The sequence below is a fragment of the Pseudoalteromonas sp. SG43-5 genome (genome assembly GCF_014164345.1).
GTDB lineage: Bacteria > Pseudomonadota > Gammaproteobacteria > Enterobacterales > Alteromonadaceae > Pseudoalteromonas > Pseudoalteromonas distincta.
In genome coordinates this window covers 149597-165360 of the sequence record NZ_JACJFA010000003.1, presented here as the reverse complement: position 1 = coordinate 165360, position 15764 = coordinate 149597, and the positions used below count along the sequence as shown (strand labels likewise).

The 15764-nt window shown below is 39.8% G+C and carries 12 protein-coding genes and 1 pseudogene; 3 read left to right on the top strand and 10 right to left on the bottom strand.

Annotation, left to right across the window (positions count from 1 at the left end; genetic code table 11):
• Positions 1-250 precede the first annotated feature (250 nt).
• The 6 genes and pseudogenes from H5161_RS20075 to H5161_RS04820 form a co-directional block, all read right to left on the bottom strand.
• Positions 251-556: pseudogene (locus H5161_RS20075) on the bottom strand (sulfotransferase family protein); the annotation flags it as partial.
• Between the two features lie 74 nt (positions 557-630).
• The gene (locus H5161_RS04840) at positions 631-1236 is read right to left on the bottom strand and encodes a hypothetical protein (protein ID WP_182711695.1); all 606 of its coding nucleotides are present in this window, start codon (positions 1234-1236) and stop codon (positions 631-633) included.
• A 42-nt stretch (positions 1237-1278) separates the two neighbouring features.
• Positions 1279-1764: a glycoside hydrolase family 19 protein gene (locus H5161_RS04835; RefSeq protein ID WP_182768805.1), complete on the bottom strand. Its 486-nt coding sequence runs from the start codon at positions 1762-1764 to the stop codon at positions 1279-1281.
• 50 nt (positions 1765-1814) lie between these two features.
• A complete protein-coding gene (locus H5161_RS04830) occupies positions 1815-2237 on the bottom strand; it encodes a peptidoglycan-binding domain-containing protein (protein ID WP_182768804.1) in 423 nt (140 codons plus the stop codon).
• Between the two features lie 232 nt (positions 2238-2469).
• Positions 2470-4050, bottom strand: coding sequence for a sulfotransferase (locus tag H5161_RS04825; protein ID WP_182692874.1), 1581 nt, complete (start codon positions 4048-4050; stop codon positions 2470-2472).
• A gap of 85 nt (positions 4051-4135) precedes the next feature.
• Positions 4136-6550: a TonB-dependent receptor gene (locus H5161_RS04820; RefSeq protein ID WP_182768803.1), complete on the bottom strand. Its 2415-nt coding sequence runs from the start codon at positions 6548-6550 to the stop codon at positions 4136-4138.
• A gap of 477 nt (positions 6551-7027) precedes the next feature.
• Between H5161_RS04820 and H5161_RS04815 the strand changes: the two genes are divergently transcribed.
• Positions 7028-8122, top strand: a complete 1095-nt coding sequence (locus H5161_RS04815) for an NADH:flavin oxidoreductase/NADH oxidase (protein WP_182768802.1) — start codon at positions 7028-7030, stop codon at positions 8120-8122.
• A 75-nt stretch (positions 8123-8197) separates the two neighbouring features.
• On the top strand, positions 8198-9394 hold the full coding sequence (locus tag H5161_RS04810) for an MFS transporter (RefSeq protein WP_182768801.1): 1197 nt from the start codon (positions 8198-8200) through the stop codon (positions 9392-9394).
• An 81-nt stretch (positions 9395-9475) separates the two neighbouring features.
• On the opposite strand, the gene H5161_RS04805 is transcribed toward H5161_RS04810, so the two are convergent.
• The 4 genes from H5161_RS04805 to H5161_RS04790 form a co-directional block, all read right to left on the bottom strand.
• On the bottom strand, positions 9476-10339 hold the full coding sequence (locus H5161_RS04805; RefSeq protein WP_182724052.1) for a DMT family transporter: 864 nt from the start codon (positions 10337-10339) through the stop codon (positions 9476-9478).
• 232 nt (positions 10340-10571) lie between these two features.
• Positions 10572-11315: a FadR/GntR family transcriptional regulator gene (locus tag H5161_RS04800; RefSeq protein ID WP_002960591.1), complete on the bottom strand. Its 744-nt coding sequence runs from the start codon at positions 11313-11315 to the stop codon at positions 10572-10574.
• 427 nt (positions 11316-11742) lie between these two features.
• Entirely contained in the window at positions 11743-12729 is a 987-nt protein-coding gene (locus H5161_RS04795) for a Gfo/Idh/MocA family protein (protein ID WP_182768800.1), read from the bottom strand.
• Positions 12730-13023: 294 nt separating this feature from the next.
• Positions 13024-14043 (bottom strand): AraC family transcriptional regulator, encoded by a 1020-nt coding sequence (locus H5161_RS04790; RefSeq protein ID WP_182768799.1) that lies wholly within the window; start codon positions 14041-14043, stop codon positions 13024-13026.
• A gap of 102 nt (positions 14044-14145) precedes the next feature.
• Here H5161_RS04790 and H5161_RS04785 point away from each other — a divergent pair, with 102 nt between their 5' ends.
• Entirely contained in the window at positions 14146-15750 is a 1605-nt protein-coding gene (locus tag H5161_RS04785; protein WP_182768798.1) for a GMC family oxidoreductase, read from the top strand.
• Positions 15751-15764: the final 14 nt, after the last annotated feature.

Genomic DNA, 15764 nt, shown 5'->3' with positions numbered 1-15764 from the left:
TTAGTTTTATTGGCTCTTTAACTTAAACCTCAATGACTGCAATGGTGTGTGAGTTCCCATGGCTTAGCAGTCCCACTCAAAGGCTTTGAAAGGTAATATCTGCTGTTGGCATTCTCCGCCACTCCACAACATAAAATGTAGATAATAATTGGCAAGGTATTTTACTGTGTCGGATGGCGCTTCGCTTATCCGACCTACACACGTACACAAAGCCTCTTATTTGGCGTCTCTCACCGGTAAAATAAAGCGTTTACTCAATACTAATACCTTGTTTTAAAAGGTACTCCACTGCTTTATCAGTATGGGGCTTAAATGCTTTCCAGCGCCCAATTGCTTTATTGTTAAGTGGTTGGCGTACTTGTACTTTACTGGCGGTAGAGACCGGTGCGGTGTTTAAGTGAAAATCTATACACTGTGCTTGCCATTCTAAATTACAAAAGCTAACTAGCTCTTTTATTTGCTACTCGGGCTGGGCGACTAGTTTTTCGTATTTTACTAATTTTATATTGCTATGCAGGGCGCTAAAGTGCTGCATGAGTTTATAAAAGCGGCTATTTAAAAAAGATAAATCCCCCATACTGGGGGCATTTATCACATTAGTATATGACCTTAATATAATTACTAGCGATGTTATTTTGAATTGGAAATTACTGGCCACTCGTCAACTAAAATGCCATTACCACAATCGTTGTCTGCATGTATTAAATTAGGTTTTAGATTAATCAGTTGTGGGAACGAAATGGTGTAATTGACCTTATAACCGCAAGAGCCAAAAGCAGAGTATAAGCGCAGAGACTTTAATTCATTCCCTATTTCACTAACTTCAATACTGCCGGTAATTAAATTAGTTTGCTTTAGCTCCCACTTATTATCAATAAAAGTAGGTTCTGACCAAGTTATGGGGTAAGCCATGTTAGTTAACGTCTTGACATAATAGGTCAAGTAACTGTCTTGATATGCTCCAGTGTTGCAAGCTAATGCAAGCAATTTATCACCCGAACTTAGCTTAAAAACTGAGACAAATCGATTGTTATGATGTTCGTCTTTGATAGAACAGTTGTCGTTTTTATTTAGTGAGCCAAGAAGCTTTTTTTGAGTTAATAGCTCAAAATCTAGAGGCAACTTTTGACCAGAGGGTATCTGCATTTTTAAGGGTTTATTATTCTTAATATCTGCATTGAGTGAAGCGGCATTAACATGCGAGCATAATAAAAAGATCATAACAAATAAGGTCATATTTAATTTCACCAAGAGTTAATCCATAAAAGTATATGTGTATTAAGCTAACGCTACATTTGTTGAGAATAATAACTTTTCAAATTCAAATGTACCTCGTGACGCTTTCAATAGTCGCTCAAAAATTATAGCGTCATTAGCAATCTCTAAAGCGTGATCTTGACCATTAATTATTCTCCTAGCTCCAATATAATTAGAAGTTGCACCTGATATAAATTGGCCTAGCTTCGCTTTAGCAAATAAACCTTCTCGCATGCCATAAGACATTATTGCATATGCAATTTTATGATTAAGTGCTAGGTCTGGACTTATATAGAGCTTATCTCCAAGCCCTAAAGCATCGCCAACCTTTTTATAATTATAATCCCATGTTAATTGTACATAACCCCTTCCGTAATATATGTTTTTTTCTACAGTTGAAGTAGTTGGAACATCGTGTACGCTACCATACAGCTTACCTTTTCCTTTTCCCCACTCTTTAATTGGTTTCCAGGTACGTCCGCACTCACGTTTTACTGTCGCTAACATGTAAGCAATCCATCGGATATCGGTAATGTGAGGATCCATTACACACTCAATCAAGAGTTTTTTAGATCATTAAATGCTTGCTCATTAGGGAACTGCTTTTTATATATTTTAATGAAGTGTTCATAATCAATAACTTGAACTTGATTTAAAAGGGCAGCTTCTTTGTGCTTTTTTAGAAAGTTCTGACTTAATGAGGCTACAAGTGCTTTGTGAGTTAAATCATCAGGTATAACTTTTTTACTTGGGTGTTTATTACCCAATGCAGCGGATTGAAATAGCTTTAGTTGCTCTTCAGTTTTACTACCATAATATCCATCGGGCTTTAGTACTTTTTTACCGAAATACTTTTTTGTGGTACCTAATAAAAGCCTTTGTAGTACTAAAACATTTAGTGGGGCATTCCTAGCACCGTGACCAACACTATTAGTTAACCTTGTTATATTTACTAAGTTTAGTTCTTTAAATATTAACATTTTAATCCTTTAATTTTTATCCTTTAGTAACTATACCACTCACTATGTGGCCCCTTCAAGGGAACATTAGCTGAATTTTATTCCATTTATATTATTCCTTTTCTATCAATATTTGTCAGTAAGCATTGGCAACTGTGTAAGTTTGATCGTCACAGTGCTTATATTTATTTTAAAAAGTAATTACCTGACTATAAATTAATTAAGCGAATTTATATAAAATAGAAGTGATATTTCATCCTATAATATCTTGTTGTTTTAAGTAGGTCTCAGCCTCATCAGTATGGGGCTTAAATGCCTTCCAACGGCCAATTGCTTTGTTGTTAAGTGGTTGGCGTACTTGCACTTTACTTGCAGTAGAGACCGGTGAGGTGTTTAAGTGAAAGTCTATACACTGTGCTTGCCACTCTAAATTACAAAAGCTAACTAGCTCTTTTATTTGCTGCTCGGGCTGGGCGACTAGTTCTTCGTATTTTACTAATTTTATATTGCTATGCAGGGCGCTAAAGTGCTGCATGAGTTTGTAAAAGCGGCTGTAAAATTTGGCAGTGTCGAGTAAATCGAGCGAGTACGCGTAGTAGGGGTTATTTATAGTAAATAACTGGCGATAGTTACCAATGCAGGTGTCCATTGGGTCGCGTAGCATGCAAATAATTTTAGCGTTTGGCAGGGCTTTGGTAATTAAGTCGATATAAAAAAAGTTAAACGGGAGTTTATCTATAAAGTGCTTATGGCTGCCTGTTATTACGCGTGTTGCGTTTAAATAGGTTGACCCAAGCTGATTAAAATCAAGCTCGTAGGCTTTACTGAGTGTTTGAGTGTCGAGCACATGGGGTGTTTGTGTTTGGCTGAGCCTTTTAACACTTAAGCCAAAGTCTTGCAGTTCACCGGCTGACTGCACGTCGCTGTGGCTCGATAAAATACGCTCTACCAATGTGGTGCCAGAGCGGGGCATGCCTAATACAAAAATAGGCTCTGCCGTTGGGTTACCTTGTGTCAGCGCTTGTGTGTGCTGTTCACTTAAGAGTTTAATATGTTCAAATAACTCAGTTGAGCTTTTATGATCAAACGGCTGTACAGCACGTTTTACTACTTTACCTTGCTCTAACGCGTTAAAAGCGTCTGAAAACTCACCAATATCTTGATACTCTTTAGCTAAAGCATGGCCAATATGCAGTTTTGCATCGGGGTTTGTTACTTGCTCAAACACGTTTTTTAAGCGTTCAATATGATTGTTTTGTGTACTTACTTTAGTTAAATCACTTAATGCAAAATGACTTTGATGGTGCAGCTGGTTAAGCGCTATGGCATTTTCAAAAGCGTGTCGGGCTTTATCAAATAGCCCTAAAAACTTAGCACTTACACCGTAGTTATAATAAAACTGAGGTTGAGCTTTGTTAGCTGCTGTAGACAGTGTAATAGCGCGCTCAAAGTAGTTAAGTGCTTGCTCGTGAATACCTGCTTGAGTAAGTGCAACGCCGAGTGTGTCGGCATCAAGTGCTTTAGTTATTTGCTTTAATGGCACCGATAGTGCGGTGTTTTTTGCTTTTTGTAATTCGCCAGTAAGTGCGTAACATTTAGCAAGTTGCGCGGTGTATTCAATACTTTGGCCAAGGGTGAGGGCTTTTTCGATGAGCTTTATTGCTTTGTGTATTTGCCCAACAGTTAAATTAACCATTGCCAGCAAAAAATACCCATCAGCAAAGTCTGGTTTGAGTGTAACTAACTCCACTAGGGCTTTGTGTGCTTGCTCTATTTTACCTTGGTTTAGGGAGTGTATTGCGCTTTGATGAAGTTGCTTTAAATTTGGCTGCATGGTTTTTGGTAATTATTTTGTGAAAGAAAATAAAAAGGCTCAAATAAATTTGAGCCTTAAAACATTGTTTAAAAATTACTATAAACTATATTTCAAATTTGTAGTTAAATTTAACACCCACCGTAAGCGGGCGATTAATGTAATGGCCGTAGTTACGTTGTATATCGGCACCATTAGCTGATGTTATATCGGCATCTGAACGACGAACGGATGTAACCGCGTATTTGTTGAATAGGTTATCAACATATAGGGTAGTTGACCATGCATCAGCTGTTAATTTAGCTGATATATTACTTAAGCTGTAACCTGGTAGTGTTTCGCCATTGTCATGCAAGCCAACTCTTGTAATTACATCGCTTTGCGCGGTTAGACCGTAGTTAATATCAAGCGTTTTGTCGTTAAATACATCTGTTTGATAGTTTACACCCATTGAGAACTGATGCTCTGGAGAGCCTGGTAAACGGTCGCCGTCTTCTGCGCCATCGGTACCATCAGCATTAAACAAAAATGGTGCATCTGATGTTAGCTCTGCTTTTGTATAAGCATAGGTTGCATAAACTGAAAACGAGTCAGATAAAATGGCACGGGTAGATATTTCAATCCCTTTTGCGTTAGCGCTACCTGCGTTAGATAAGTACGGTAGTTGGCCTACATCAGTAGCACCTGCAATTTGTGCATCATCCCAATCTACGTTAAATAGCGCGGCGTTAAAGTGAAGTTGGCTTCTAAACCAGGTGCTTTTAAAGCCTAACTCGTAGTTTGTTGTTGTATCGGCATCGTAAAGCATTTCTTCTGGACTACCACAACCTGCTTGGTTAGCTGGTAATGGATCAGGACACGGTGCTAAACCATTTGAACCGCCGATTCTAAATCCTTCACTTACCGTTACATAGCCCATGACTGAATTTGTGAATTGGTATTTAGCATTAAACTTAAAGAGGCTGCCGTTATCGTCAGCTTCATTTTTTTCAAAGTTTAATGAAATAGCATCAGGTGCTGCGTCATCAAATAAGGTATTAAATAATGGAAAATCTACAGCTGACTCAGATTCAACGTCGTATTGGTATAAACGCATACCTAAAGTTACGTCTAGTTTTTCTGTTACTTGGTAGCCTATTTCGCCAAATAAAGCTGATTCTGTTATTTCGGTACGATCTACCGAGAAGTACTCAAGTTGATCTGGGCGAGACTGCGAAGCGCCAAAGTTTTCTACTGCAAAGTCACCAAAGCCAGGCGTAAACTCTTTACTAGAAGCATCCGTTTCTATTTTGTTGTAAAACGCACCAACAATCCAGTTTATGTCACTATCGCCTTGCGATACTAAACGCAGCTCTTGGGTGAAGGTGTCTTCTTCTTCAATCTCACGCGTGAAAGATGAAAACGAAGGAAACTCTTCATAGCCGTAATCAAGACGAATAAGTAAGTCTGTTTGGTCGCGTTGGCCGTCGGCATCAAAGCTCGAAATACCAGTAGCCGATACCAGCTCTGCAAAACCTAGGTCGGCTTTTAGCTCAAGGCTTAGTAATTGATCTTTTTTCTCGCGAGGTTCTTCAAAGCGATAAGCCGACTCGTATTTACCTATTACGTCGCTTAAACCGTTGTTTGCATTAAGGCTGTTGTAATGAACAATCGAGCGGCCTTCGCTGTCTTGGTTTTGGTAAAAGTAGTTAAGCGTACCTTCAAACGATTCATTTGGTTTAAAGCGAACAGAAATACGACCAGTAGTGGTGGTTTCGCCGTTGGCGTCTTTTACATTTTTAAGGTTGTTATTAACTGCTGAGCTATCGCTCCAATCTGGATCTGGCAACGATACGCCTGGCTCGCGTACTACGTAGCCGTAATCGATAAAACCGGGGTCTTCATATACGTTTAAGCTGGCGCGTACTGCTAATTTATCTTCAATAATAGGAAGGTTAAATATAAAGCCGCCTTCGCCACCTAAAGAGTCACTTTCTTTTGTTTTAAACAGGTCGCCGTAAACTTCAAGCGATGTAAAATCAAGCTCAGGCTGTTTAAGCATGTAACGAATTGCACCGCCTAATGTGCCTGCACCATAAAGGGTGCCTTGTGGCCCAATGAGTACTTCAACGCGCTCAATATCTACTAGGCGCATATCTACCGAAACAGGAATTTCGTTAATGTAAGTAGATACTGTGCCGCCATCTGATGATGGACCAGACGAGTTTGTATTTAAACCACGAACAATAATAGGCGAGCCTGAGCGCCCACCTTGATCGGTAATTGTTAAACCAGGTACCCAGCGCGCTACATCCGCAAGCTCACTGATATTTTGATCTTTCATAATATCAGCGTCTAGTGCTGTAATATTTAGCGGTGCATTTTGCACCGAGCCGCTGCGCCTTGTTGCTGTAACTTCGATTACTTCGAGTGATTTGTTTTTAGCTGTGATTTCTTCTTGTGCCACTGCAGAATTAGAAAATAAAAATGCGCCAGATACAGCGCTCGAAATAGCCAAGGTTAACAAGCTTGGTTTAAACATAAAAAGTGATCCCCAGTTCAAATGTTTTACATTAGTAAATTAAGTTAAGCAGTTTATCAGGGAGTGAAGTAGCTTGGAATATTTAAATTGAATTTTAATTCACTTTTATAGAATAAATATAGCTTATTTTCGGGGTTTTTATTTGGTTAATAGGCAATACAGGCAATGGCTTAGTGTAATTAGGTACAGTTAGATTGAAAATTAAACCCTTGTTTAAAGGTAAATAGTCATTCGTATTTTAAAGGTGGTGTTATGACGTGCTCGTTAAACAAATTATTACATTAAATTAATATTTCATAATGTCATTACTTATACTTTTATTAGCACTATTAAAGTGTATTTTGATCCCCATTAAGGATGTTAAGTCGCCATTATTAGTGACAGTTTAAGTTATTGAGTGAGCGTGTTTGATTGCCGCTTCGTATTCTCTTTTTTATTTTGTCCGCACTTTTTTGTGCGTGTTTTTAAGGATTAACAATGAGCCAACTATTTTCGCCTTTATCACTTGGGCAAGTAACGTTAGATAACCGTATTATTATTGCACCCATGTGCCAGTATTCAGCAAACAATGGCGCTGCTAGCGATTGGCATACTATTCATTTAGGCCAATTGAGTTTAAGCGGTGCTGGGTTACTTATTTTAGAAGCAACAGCAGTAAACCCTGAAGGGCGTATTAGCTACGGCGATTTGGGGCTTTGGAATAACGAAACCCAACAAGCACTAGGCAAAAGCCTAAAAGCAGTAAGGCAATACAGCCCTATGCCTATTGGTATTCAGTTAGCGCATGCTGGACGCAAAGCATCAACTGAAAAACCATGGGACGGTGGCGATGCCATTGCACCTGATGATGTAAATGGCTGGCAAACGCTCGCACCTTCGGCAATTGCGTACGACGCTAACAGCCCAGTGCCAAAAGCAATGAGCCAATCTGACATAGATTCACTAATTAAAGATTTTGTAAGTGCAGCTAAACGCGCTGATGAACTCGGCCTTGATTTAATCGAGCTTCATGGTGCGCACGGTTACCTGTTACATCAATTTTTGTCGCCACTTTCAAACAAGCGAGATGACAACTACGGTGGCAGCCTAGAAAACAGAATGCGCTTATTACTTGATGTGTTTAAAGCGGTAAGAGCGGTATTCCCCAGTAATAAAGCAGTGGGTGTGCGTATTTCGGCAACCGATTGGGTTGTAGGTGGCTGGGATTTAGATCAATCGATAGTGCTTAGTAAAGCGCTTGATGAACTAGGTTGTGATTTTATTCATGTAAGTACGGCGGGCCTAAGCCCAGAGCAACAAATACCAGTTAAACCTAATTTCCAGGTACCGTTTGCAACAGCCATAAAAGAAGCGGTTAAAATGCCTGTTATAGCGGTGGGTTTAATTACACAGGCGCAACAAGCCGAAGATATTATTAGTGAGCAGCAAGCCGATGGCGTAGCACTAGCGCGTGGCATTTTATATAACCCGCACTGGCCGTGGCATGCAGCTGCAGAGCTTGGCGCTAAAGTAACTGCACCTAAACAGTATTTACGCTCAAGCCCACATGGGCAGCCATCACCAATAAAATAAAGTTTAGTTTTTTTGTAGAAACCCAACCCGCGTTTGCGGGTTGGGTTTTATTATTTTTATAAAGTAGAGACACACATGACCCAAACAGGCGTTTCAGCGCAACCTCTTAGCAATACACTCGTTACTATTATTGCTTTGTGTTGCGGTCTTATTGTTGCCAATATTTATTACGCTCAACCTATTATTGAGTTACTTGCCCCAGAAGTTGGATTAAGTGCGCACAGTGCTAGCCTTATCGTATCGCTTACACAAATAGGCTACGCTTTGGGGTTGTTTTTTTTAGTACCACTAGCTGATTTAGTTGAAAATAAAAAGCTTATGTTGGTCACTCTTGGTGTGTCGTTTTTGAGTTTAGTGGGTACGGCACTTGCTGATTCACCTAATGCAATGCTTATTTTGTGTTTGATGATAGGTATAAGTTCGGTTTCTGTTCAGGTGCTTATTCCACTTGCTGCGCATTTATCGTCTGACGAAAAACGCGGACAAGTTCTTGGTAATATTATGGCGGGTTTGTTGTTAGGTATTTTGCTAGCAAGACCTATATCGAGCTTAATAGCCGATCACTTTGGTTGGCGCGCTGTATTTTACTTTGCAGCAGGGTGTATGGTGTTTATTGCTGGTGTAATTTATTTTGCTATTCCAAGTAGGCAACCAACCCATAAAACAACGTATTTTAAGTTATTAAAATCGCTGAAACAATTAATGATAAGCCAGCCAGTGCTGCGCCAACGTTCACTTTTTCAAGCGTTAATGTTTGCATCGTTCAGCTTATTTTGGACGAGCGTACCGGTTGTGCTTGCCCGTGAGTATGGTTTATCCCAATCAGAAATAGCATTGTTTGCACTAGTGGGCGCCGCAGGTGCTGTAGCAGCTCCCATTGTTGGGCGTTTGGCTGATAAGGGCTATACGCATCAGTTATCGTTACTGGCCAAACTCATTGCAGCACTGTGCTTTTTACCAAGCTTATTTGAGTTACCTTACGGCATTATAGTATTGGCATTAACCGGTGTGTTTATTGATTTTTCTGTGCAGGCCAATATGGTATTGGGTCAACGTGCAGTGTACGCACTAGAACCACAAAGCCGTGCGCGTTTAAACGCTATTTATATGACTAGCATATTTGTAGGTGGCGCAGTAGGCTCGCTTATTGCCAGCCCATTATATGAAGTGGGAGGTTGGACTGGTATTGCACTGGTGGCTACGGGTATGCCGCTTATTTCGTTGATTGGTTATTTGGTTACAACTAAAAAGCAAAGTAAGGCTGTGAGTTAAAAAATTACCGGATACAACACAATAAAGTCACCATGTTGTATGGTGACTTTATTGTGTTGTTTAGGTTAGTTTGGTAGTTAACTAAGTAGCCTGTTTTTTTGCGTTTGAAAACGAGCTACCAACAGATGCAATAATTACAAGCAAAATAGCGAGCCACTGCCATAAAGTAAGCAATTCACCCAGTATAATAAACCCTGCGAGCGAAGCTATTGCAGGCTCTAAACTCATCATTACGCTAAACCCTTGTGAAGGCATGTTACGCAGTGCAACCATTTCAAGTGTGTAAGGCAGTGCGCTTGATAAAATAGCAATACCAATACCCAGTGGGATAATTTCCCATGTAAACGCGGGGCTTTGCATAATGCCGCCGTAAGGCACTAGCACTATAGCGGCAACAGTCATGCCCAATGCGACAGTGGCTCCACCAGAACTTTGTGTGCCGGTTTTTTTACCAAATAATATATAACCTGCCCAACACGCGCCAGCACCAAGCGCAAGCGCTACACCTAATGGATCAAGGCTATCTTGCCCGCTCATATCAGGAAGCAGAAGCAAAATACCAGCAATAGCACAGGCAACCCAAAATAAATCACGTTTGCGGCGTGATGAAAATAAGGCAACAGCAAGCGGGCCTGTAAATTCAAGTGCTACACCAATGCCTAGTGGAATGCGTTCAATAGCGTAATAAAACAAAATGTTCATGCCGCCTAAACTTAAACCATACACAATTATAGGAATACGATTACCCGTAGTGGGTAAGTGTTTCCAAGGTTTAAACACTAAGCAAAGTATAAAGGCAGAAAAACCAAGCCTAAGGGCCGTCGTACCCTCAGGGCCAACAATTGGAAAAAGCTGTTTTGCAAACGACGCGCCCGTTTGAATGGTCATCATGGCAAGCAATACACACACGATAGCCAGTAAATAACTTTTTGAAGATGCTTTCATTTTTATCCTTGAGTTGAGTAACTCTATCAATTAGTTATGTAATGCAGGGAGTATAAAAGCTAAACCCACCCGATATTAATGGCGGCATAGTATCTTTTTTTAAATTTATAGGTAAGTCTTTGCGACCAAAAATAACGCAATAAAAAGTATATTAAATAGGGAAGGTAAATAAAGTAAGAGGTAAAGTTAGCAAACAGGCGTTTGCTAACTTTAATCAGTTGGTTAAAAGGCCTTAATGGGCACTTTTATTAACTAAGCCATCAAGCGAGTAGAGGCCTCGTTTTTCATCATTTTTGCGTTTAATTTCTTCAAGTGCACGCGATTCTACAGCGTCAAATAAAGCATTAATTAAGCGGTTAAAATGTTTGTGCATTGCACTGCGCGCTGCATTTGCATCATGCGACTTTAGGGCTGTATAAATAGCGGTGTGTTCATCCATAACGCACTCGTTATTGTTTTTACACACACTGCCATAGTCAGCAACAATTTGTGGATTTGTTAAACGTAAATCCCACAAGTTAGACACTGCAAATTCAAGTGCTTTATTACGCGTTGCTCTAGCTATAATTTCGTGGAACTCACGATCGGCTTGCTCAACATACAGGCCTTTTTCCATAGCAATTAATGTTTTATTTAGTTGCTCTAGTTCTTCTTCTGTAATGCTTTGAGCAGCTAGAGCGGCAATTTCGCCTTCAATTAATGCGCGAGCTTGAGTAAGTTCAAATGCACTGATCTCTTTTGATTTTATAGATGCATTTTTTTGTTCTACTACGTAAACACCAGAGCCAGTTTTAACTTCAACTCGGCCACGTACTTCTAATGCGATAATAGCTTCTCTAATGGTAGGGCGGCTTACATCAAACATTTCTGCAAGTTCACGTTCAGGTGGTAAACGACTCCCAGCAGAAAATTCGCCTTGATTTATTAAAGACTCAATTTTATCAACTATGCGCCAAAATAAGCGACGATTACCCATACTTTACCTTCATTACCTTAAGGAATAATGGCCTCTGGGGCCTATAAGTCAAAACCAACTGTTAATATCAGAGGTTACCTTAAAATTCACTATTATGTCAAAATTCTAACGCGATGTTAGGGTTAAAAACCACTATACAGCAACGGTTGCATTCTTGTATTACCAATTTAGTTTAAAATAATGTAATTGGCCAGCTTGATTGGTAATGTTTTTATGTGTTAGGTTAGATTTAAGGTTATTGAGTAATAAATATTGGTAATAAACCGAGTTGGGTTGTCAGTGTTAAGTTTGTTGTAGAAGTATTTGATTGCCCATGGATGGGGATCGCTATTTTAAAGTGTTTTGTAAAATGTGTCGTTGTACGAGAGCTATTTAAGCTTTCTTCTGGGCGTTAGCTGTCGTTGGTTAACGCCCATATTTTATTTAATTAGTCGTTAGGGTACACAACCCCAAGCTGTTTGCGCGCTTCATCAAGAACGCTCATTACGTTACTGGCTAAAATGTGCGTATTAACAGGTGACTCAAGGATATTTTGCTTCACTAATGACATGAAATGCTCAACTTCGTATTTCATAAAGTGCTCATCAAACGGCTGGGATATAATCTCTACATCACCATTATTAGCAATAAATTCCACTTTTTTAAGTTGCGATACGGCTTCTATACGTATGCGCCCAAGCTCGCCTTGTATTTCGGTTATGTTGTCGCCTTGCGATATTTTGGAGTAACTAATAACGGCTTGTTTATCTGCATAGTTTAGTAATACATCGCCCGCACCATCTACACCAGTATCGAGCAATACGCCACTGGCACTCACGCTTTTTGGTGCCCCCCAAAGTGCAATTAATAAATACAGCGGGTAAATCCCTAAATCAACTAAAGCACCATTTGCAAACTCGGGTAAAAATGTGTTTGGGCGTTCTCCATTTTTATACTTATCGTAACGCGATGAGTATTGACTGTACTGGCCAATATATTTACGTGGTGTGCCAATTTTTACCATTGCCTGTTGTAGCTGTTCATAGTTAGGCAAGTGAGTGGTCATCATGGCTTCCATGTAAAGGCGCTGATGCTTTTTTGCTGTAGCTATAATGCTTGCAAGCTCTTTAGAATTGGCAGCTGATGGTTTTTCGCCAAGGACATGTTTACCCGCTTCTAGACACATAACGGCATATTGTTTGTGTAAGCTATTAGGGGCGGCTATGTAGACAGCATCGACATTTTGATCTTGGCAAATTTGCTCGATTGAGGTGAAAATTTTTGCTTGTGCATTTTGTGGGTGTTTGGCTAAAAATGCTTCGCCGCTAGATACTGCGCGCGAGCACACCCCATATAAATTAAAATCGTTTAACGTATTTGCAGCGGCTAACAATGTGTCGCTAATAAAATTGGTGCCAACAATAACAAAGTTCATGCTCACTCCTTAGCTTAAATAAAAATAATAAGAGTATTTAGTTTAACATTTTTTTAGTTCTATATGCTTTAGGGCGTGTTGATCTTTGGTGGTTGAATTTACAGCAGTATGTTTGGTTTTTAGGCAAGGCAGAGCCTATGTAGTGTGGTTATTCCCCATAAATAGGCGATAACGCAGCATAAAGGCCAAACATGCGCTGCCCTATGGGTTCTTTCTAGGGACGATTGACTCTTTGTTGCTCGGTTTTTACTTAGCCCACTAGGTTACAAACCTCGCGCCGCGATTAAATCGGCCCTAGATTGAACAAATTTCAATCCACAAAGTTCGACACGCCCTAGGAGAACATCCAAACCAGCGTTTAACATTAACACTTAGTGTTGCTTGTTCCTGATATCCTAAAAGCTCAGATATGGTTGAGATTGTAAATTGGTTTTGCGCTAAATAGTGTGCAGCTAAAGCGCGGCGAGTGGCATCTTTTAGTTTTACAAAACTCGTATTATGTTTGATAAGTTCTCGATGCAGAGTACGCGGGTGCATACCCAGCGCAGCTGAAATAGTTTGGTTACTACATTGATAAATAGGAAGCATAGGCCTAATTAGCGCACTAACTTGGTTGGGCAACGGTTGTGTGTGTTCTTTGTTTTTTGCCAAGAAGTTTAGCGCTGCTTGTACTTTATTTAGTTTAGGGTGATCAAGCTCAAGAGTTAAATCACTTTTTGAGATTACAATGCCAGCGCTGTTGCGATGCTCTATAACGTTACAACCAAAGTAAGTGTTATAGGCACGAGTATTAGTACTTAACTTTTTTGGCAAAAATATATTAATTGGTTTGCAGCGGTTATTACTCAGCTTTTTAATAACAGCTAATGCTAAACCAATGGTTAGCTCAATGACTTGGTTTATGTGCGGTAATGGTTTTAAATTAATTTCGAATGATAAAAACAAGCTTTTATCATTCTCTAAAGGGTGCGAATTTAAGCTAAGTGCAGGGCTGTGTAAGTGAAGGTATTTAATAACCCAATTAAGTGCATCACCTAAATTAGTACTACTTTTGGCAGCTATTGCAATATGTCCTAAAATATCAAAGTTTTGTCTACTTGCGAGCTTAAGGCCAAAACTAGAGCAATTGAACTTACAAGCACAGTATTCTAAAAGCTCAGCGTAATCTCGATAAGGTAAATATTGGTTGTCGAGATTTTTAAAGTCAACGTTACTAATATTACAGCTTTGCATTATTTCATGCGGATCGCCGCCAAATTCGCTAATTAGCGTGTCTATACCTTGTAATGACGTGGCTCTGATTAGGCTGCTCATGGTTAACCCCAAATAAGTGATGTCTAAAAATATCAAGTTTTATTGGGTTTTTCTATGCACTATTACTGTTAAGGCCGTTTAAAACTTTTATTAAGGTACACCATGAACAATACAACATTTGATTACATTGTGATTGGCGCAGGCAGTGGCGGCTGCGTTATGGCATCGCGATTGTCTGAGGATAAAAATGTCAGTGTGTGTTTAATTGAAGCTGGCGGCAGCGATAAAAGTGCATTTGTGCAAATGCCAGCTGGCATAGCAGCGAGTGTGCCTTATGGCATAAATAGCTGGCATTACAATACGGTGCCACAAAAAGAGCTTAGTAACCGCTGTGGTTTTGTGCCGCGCGGCAAAGTATTGGGTGGCTCAAGCTCTACCAATGCAATGGTTTATATTCGCGGTAACAAATACGATTACGATAATTGGGCACAGCTTGGTAATGAAGGCTGGGATTTTAAGAGTTTACTCCCGTACTTTATTAAATCTGAGAACAATAAAGCGTTTATAAATAATGAGCTGCACGGAACAAAAGGCCCGCTACATGTACAAGAGCTAAGTAACCCAAGCAATGTAAACCAATATTTTTTAAATGCCTGTGCTGAGCAGAGCGTTAATTTAAGCGACGATATAAATGGCAAAGAGCAAAGCGGTGCGCGTTTATCGCAGGTAACTCAGCACAATGGCGAGCGTTGTAGTGCGGCAAAAGCATATTTAACACCGCATTTAAACCGCCCCAATTTAACGGTATTAACCCATAGCCACGTTAATAAAATAAATATAGCTAATAAGATAACGCAAGGTGTGCAAATAGAGCGTAATAAAGAAGTTATTAATTTACTTGCTAAAAAAGAGGTAATACTTAGTGCTGGCGCTATTAATTCACCACAAATATTAATGCTTTCAGGCATTGGCCCAAAAGATCAGTTAAGTGCGCATAATATTAAGGTTCAGCACGTACTTGAAGGTGTTGGCGCTAATTTACAAGATCACTTAACGGTAGTGCCACTTTATAAATCAAAAACAAGTAAAGGCACATTTGGTATAAGCCCGCTTGGCATTGCCAGCATTTTAAAAGGATGCGTTAACTGGTTTACAAAACGACAAGGGCGATTAACCAGTAATTTTGCAGAGTCGCACGCGTTTATTAAATTATTTGAAGGCTCGCCAGCGCCCGATGTGCAGCTAGAATTTGTAATAGGGCTGGTGGACGATCATAGTCGTAAATTACACACTGGGCATGGTTACAGTATACACAGCAGTATTATGCGCCCTAAAAGCCGAGGCACGATTACATTAGCAGATAACAACCCGCGTAGTGCACCGCTTATTGACCCTAATTATTTAACCCATCCAGATGATTTAACTGTAATGCTTGCTGGTCTTAAAAAAACACTCGCTATTATGCAAAGCAACGCTTTTGATAACATACGCGGTAAAATGCTCTACCCGCTTGATATAAATAATGATGAGCAGCTAATTGAGTTTATACGCCAAACTGCAGATACCGAATATCACCCGGTCGGGACATGTAAAATGGGGCAAGACTCAATGGCAGTGGTAGATACTAATTTACGAGTACACGGGGTAAGTAACTTACGCGTAGTTGATGCGTCGATTATGCCTACTATTATTACCGGCAACACAAATGCGCCGGTAATTGCGATTGCTGAAAAAGCGGCTGATTTAATTAAACACGAAAACGTATAATTGAATTAACAATA

What these genes read in the sequence shown, in the direction of transcription:
- H5161_RS04840 (WP_182711695.1), bottom strand. Translation starts at nt 1,236, where the DNA reads ATGACCTTATTTGTTATGATCTTTTTATTATGCTCGCATGTTAATGCC.
- H5161_RS04835 (WP_182768805.1), bottom strand. Translation starts at nt 1,764, where the DNA reads ATGTTAGCGACAGTAAAACGTGAGTGCGGACGTACCTGGAAACCAATT.
- H5161_RS04830 (WP_182768804.1), bottom strand. Translation starts at nt 2,237, where the DNA reads ATGTTAATATTTAAAGAACTAAACTTAGTAAATATAACAAGGTTAACT.
- H5161_RS04825 (WP_182692874.1), bottom strand. Translation starts at nt 4,050, where the DNA reads ATGCAGCCAAATTTAAAGCAACTTCATCAAAGCGCAATACACTCCCTA.
- H5161_RS04820 (WP_182768803.1), bottom strand. Translation starts at nt 6,550, where the DNA reads ATGTTTAAACCAAGCTTGTTAACCTTGGCTATTTCGAGCGCTGTATCT.
- H5161_RS04815 (WP_182768802.1), top strand. Translation starts at nt 7,028, where the DNA reads ATGAGCCAACTATTTTCGCCTTTATCACTTGGGCAAGTAACGTTAGAT.
- H5161_RS04810 (WP_182768801.1), top strand. Translation starts at nt 8,198, where the DNA reads ATGACCCAAACAGGCGTTTCAGCGCAACCTCTTAGCAATACACTCGTT.
- H5161_RS04805 (WP_182724052.1), bottom strand. Translation starts at nt 10,339, where the DNA reads ATGAAAGCATCTTCAAAAAGTTATTTACTGGCTATCGTGTGTGTATTG.
- H5161_RS04800 (WP_002960591.1), bottom strand. Translation starts at nt 11,315, where the DNA reads ATGGGTAATCGTCGCTTATTTTGGCGCATAGTTGATAAAATTGAGTCT.
- H5161_RS04795 (WP_182768800.1), bottom strand. Translation starts at nt 12,729, where the DNA reads ATGAACTTTGTTATTGTTGGCACCAATTTTATTAGCGACACATTGTTA.
- H5161_RS04790 (WP_182768799.1), bottom strand. Translation starts at nt 14,043, where the DNA reads ATGAGCAGCCTAATCAGAGCCACGTCATTACAAGGTATAGACACGCTA.
- H5161_RS04785 (WP_182768798.1), top strand. Translation starts at nt 14,146, where the DNA reads ATGAACAATACAACATTTGATTACATTGTGATTGGCGCAGGCAGTGGC.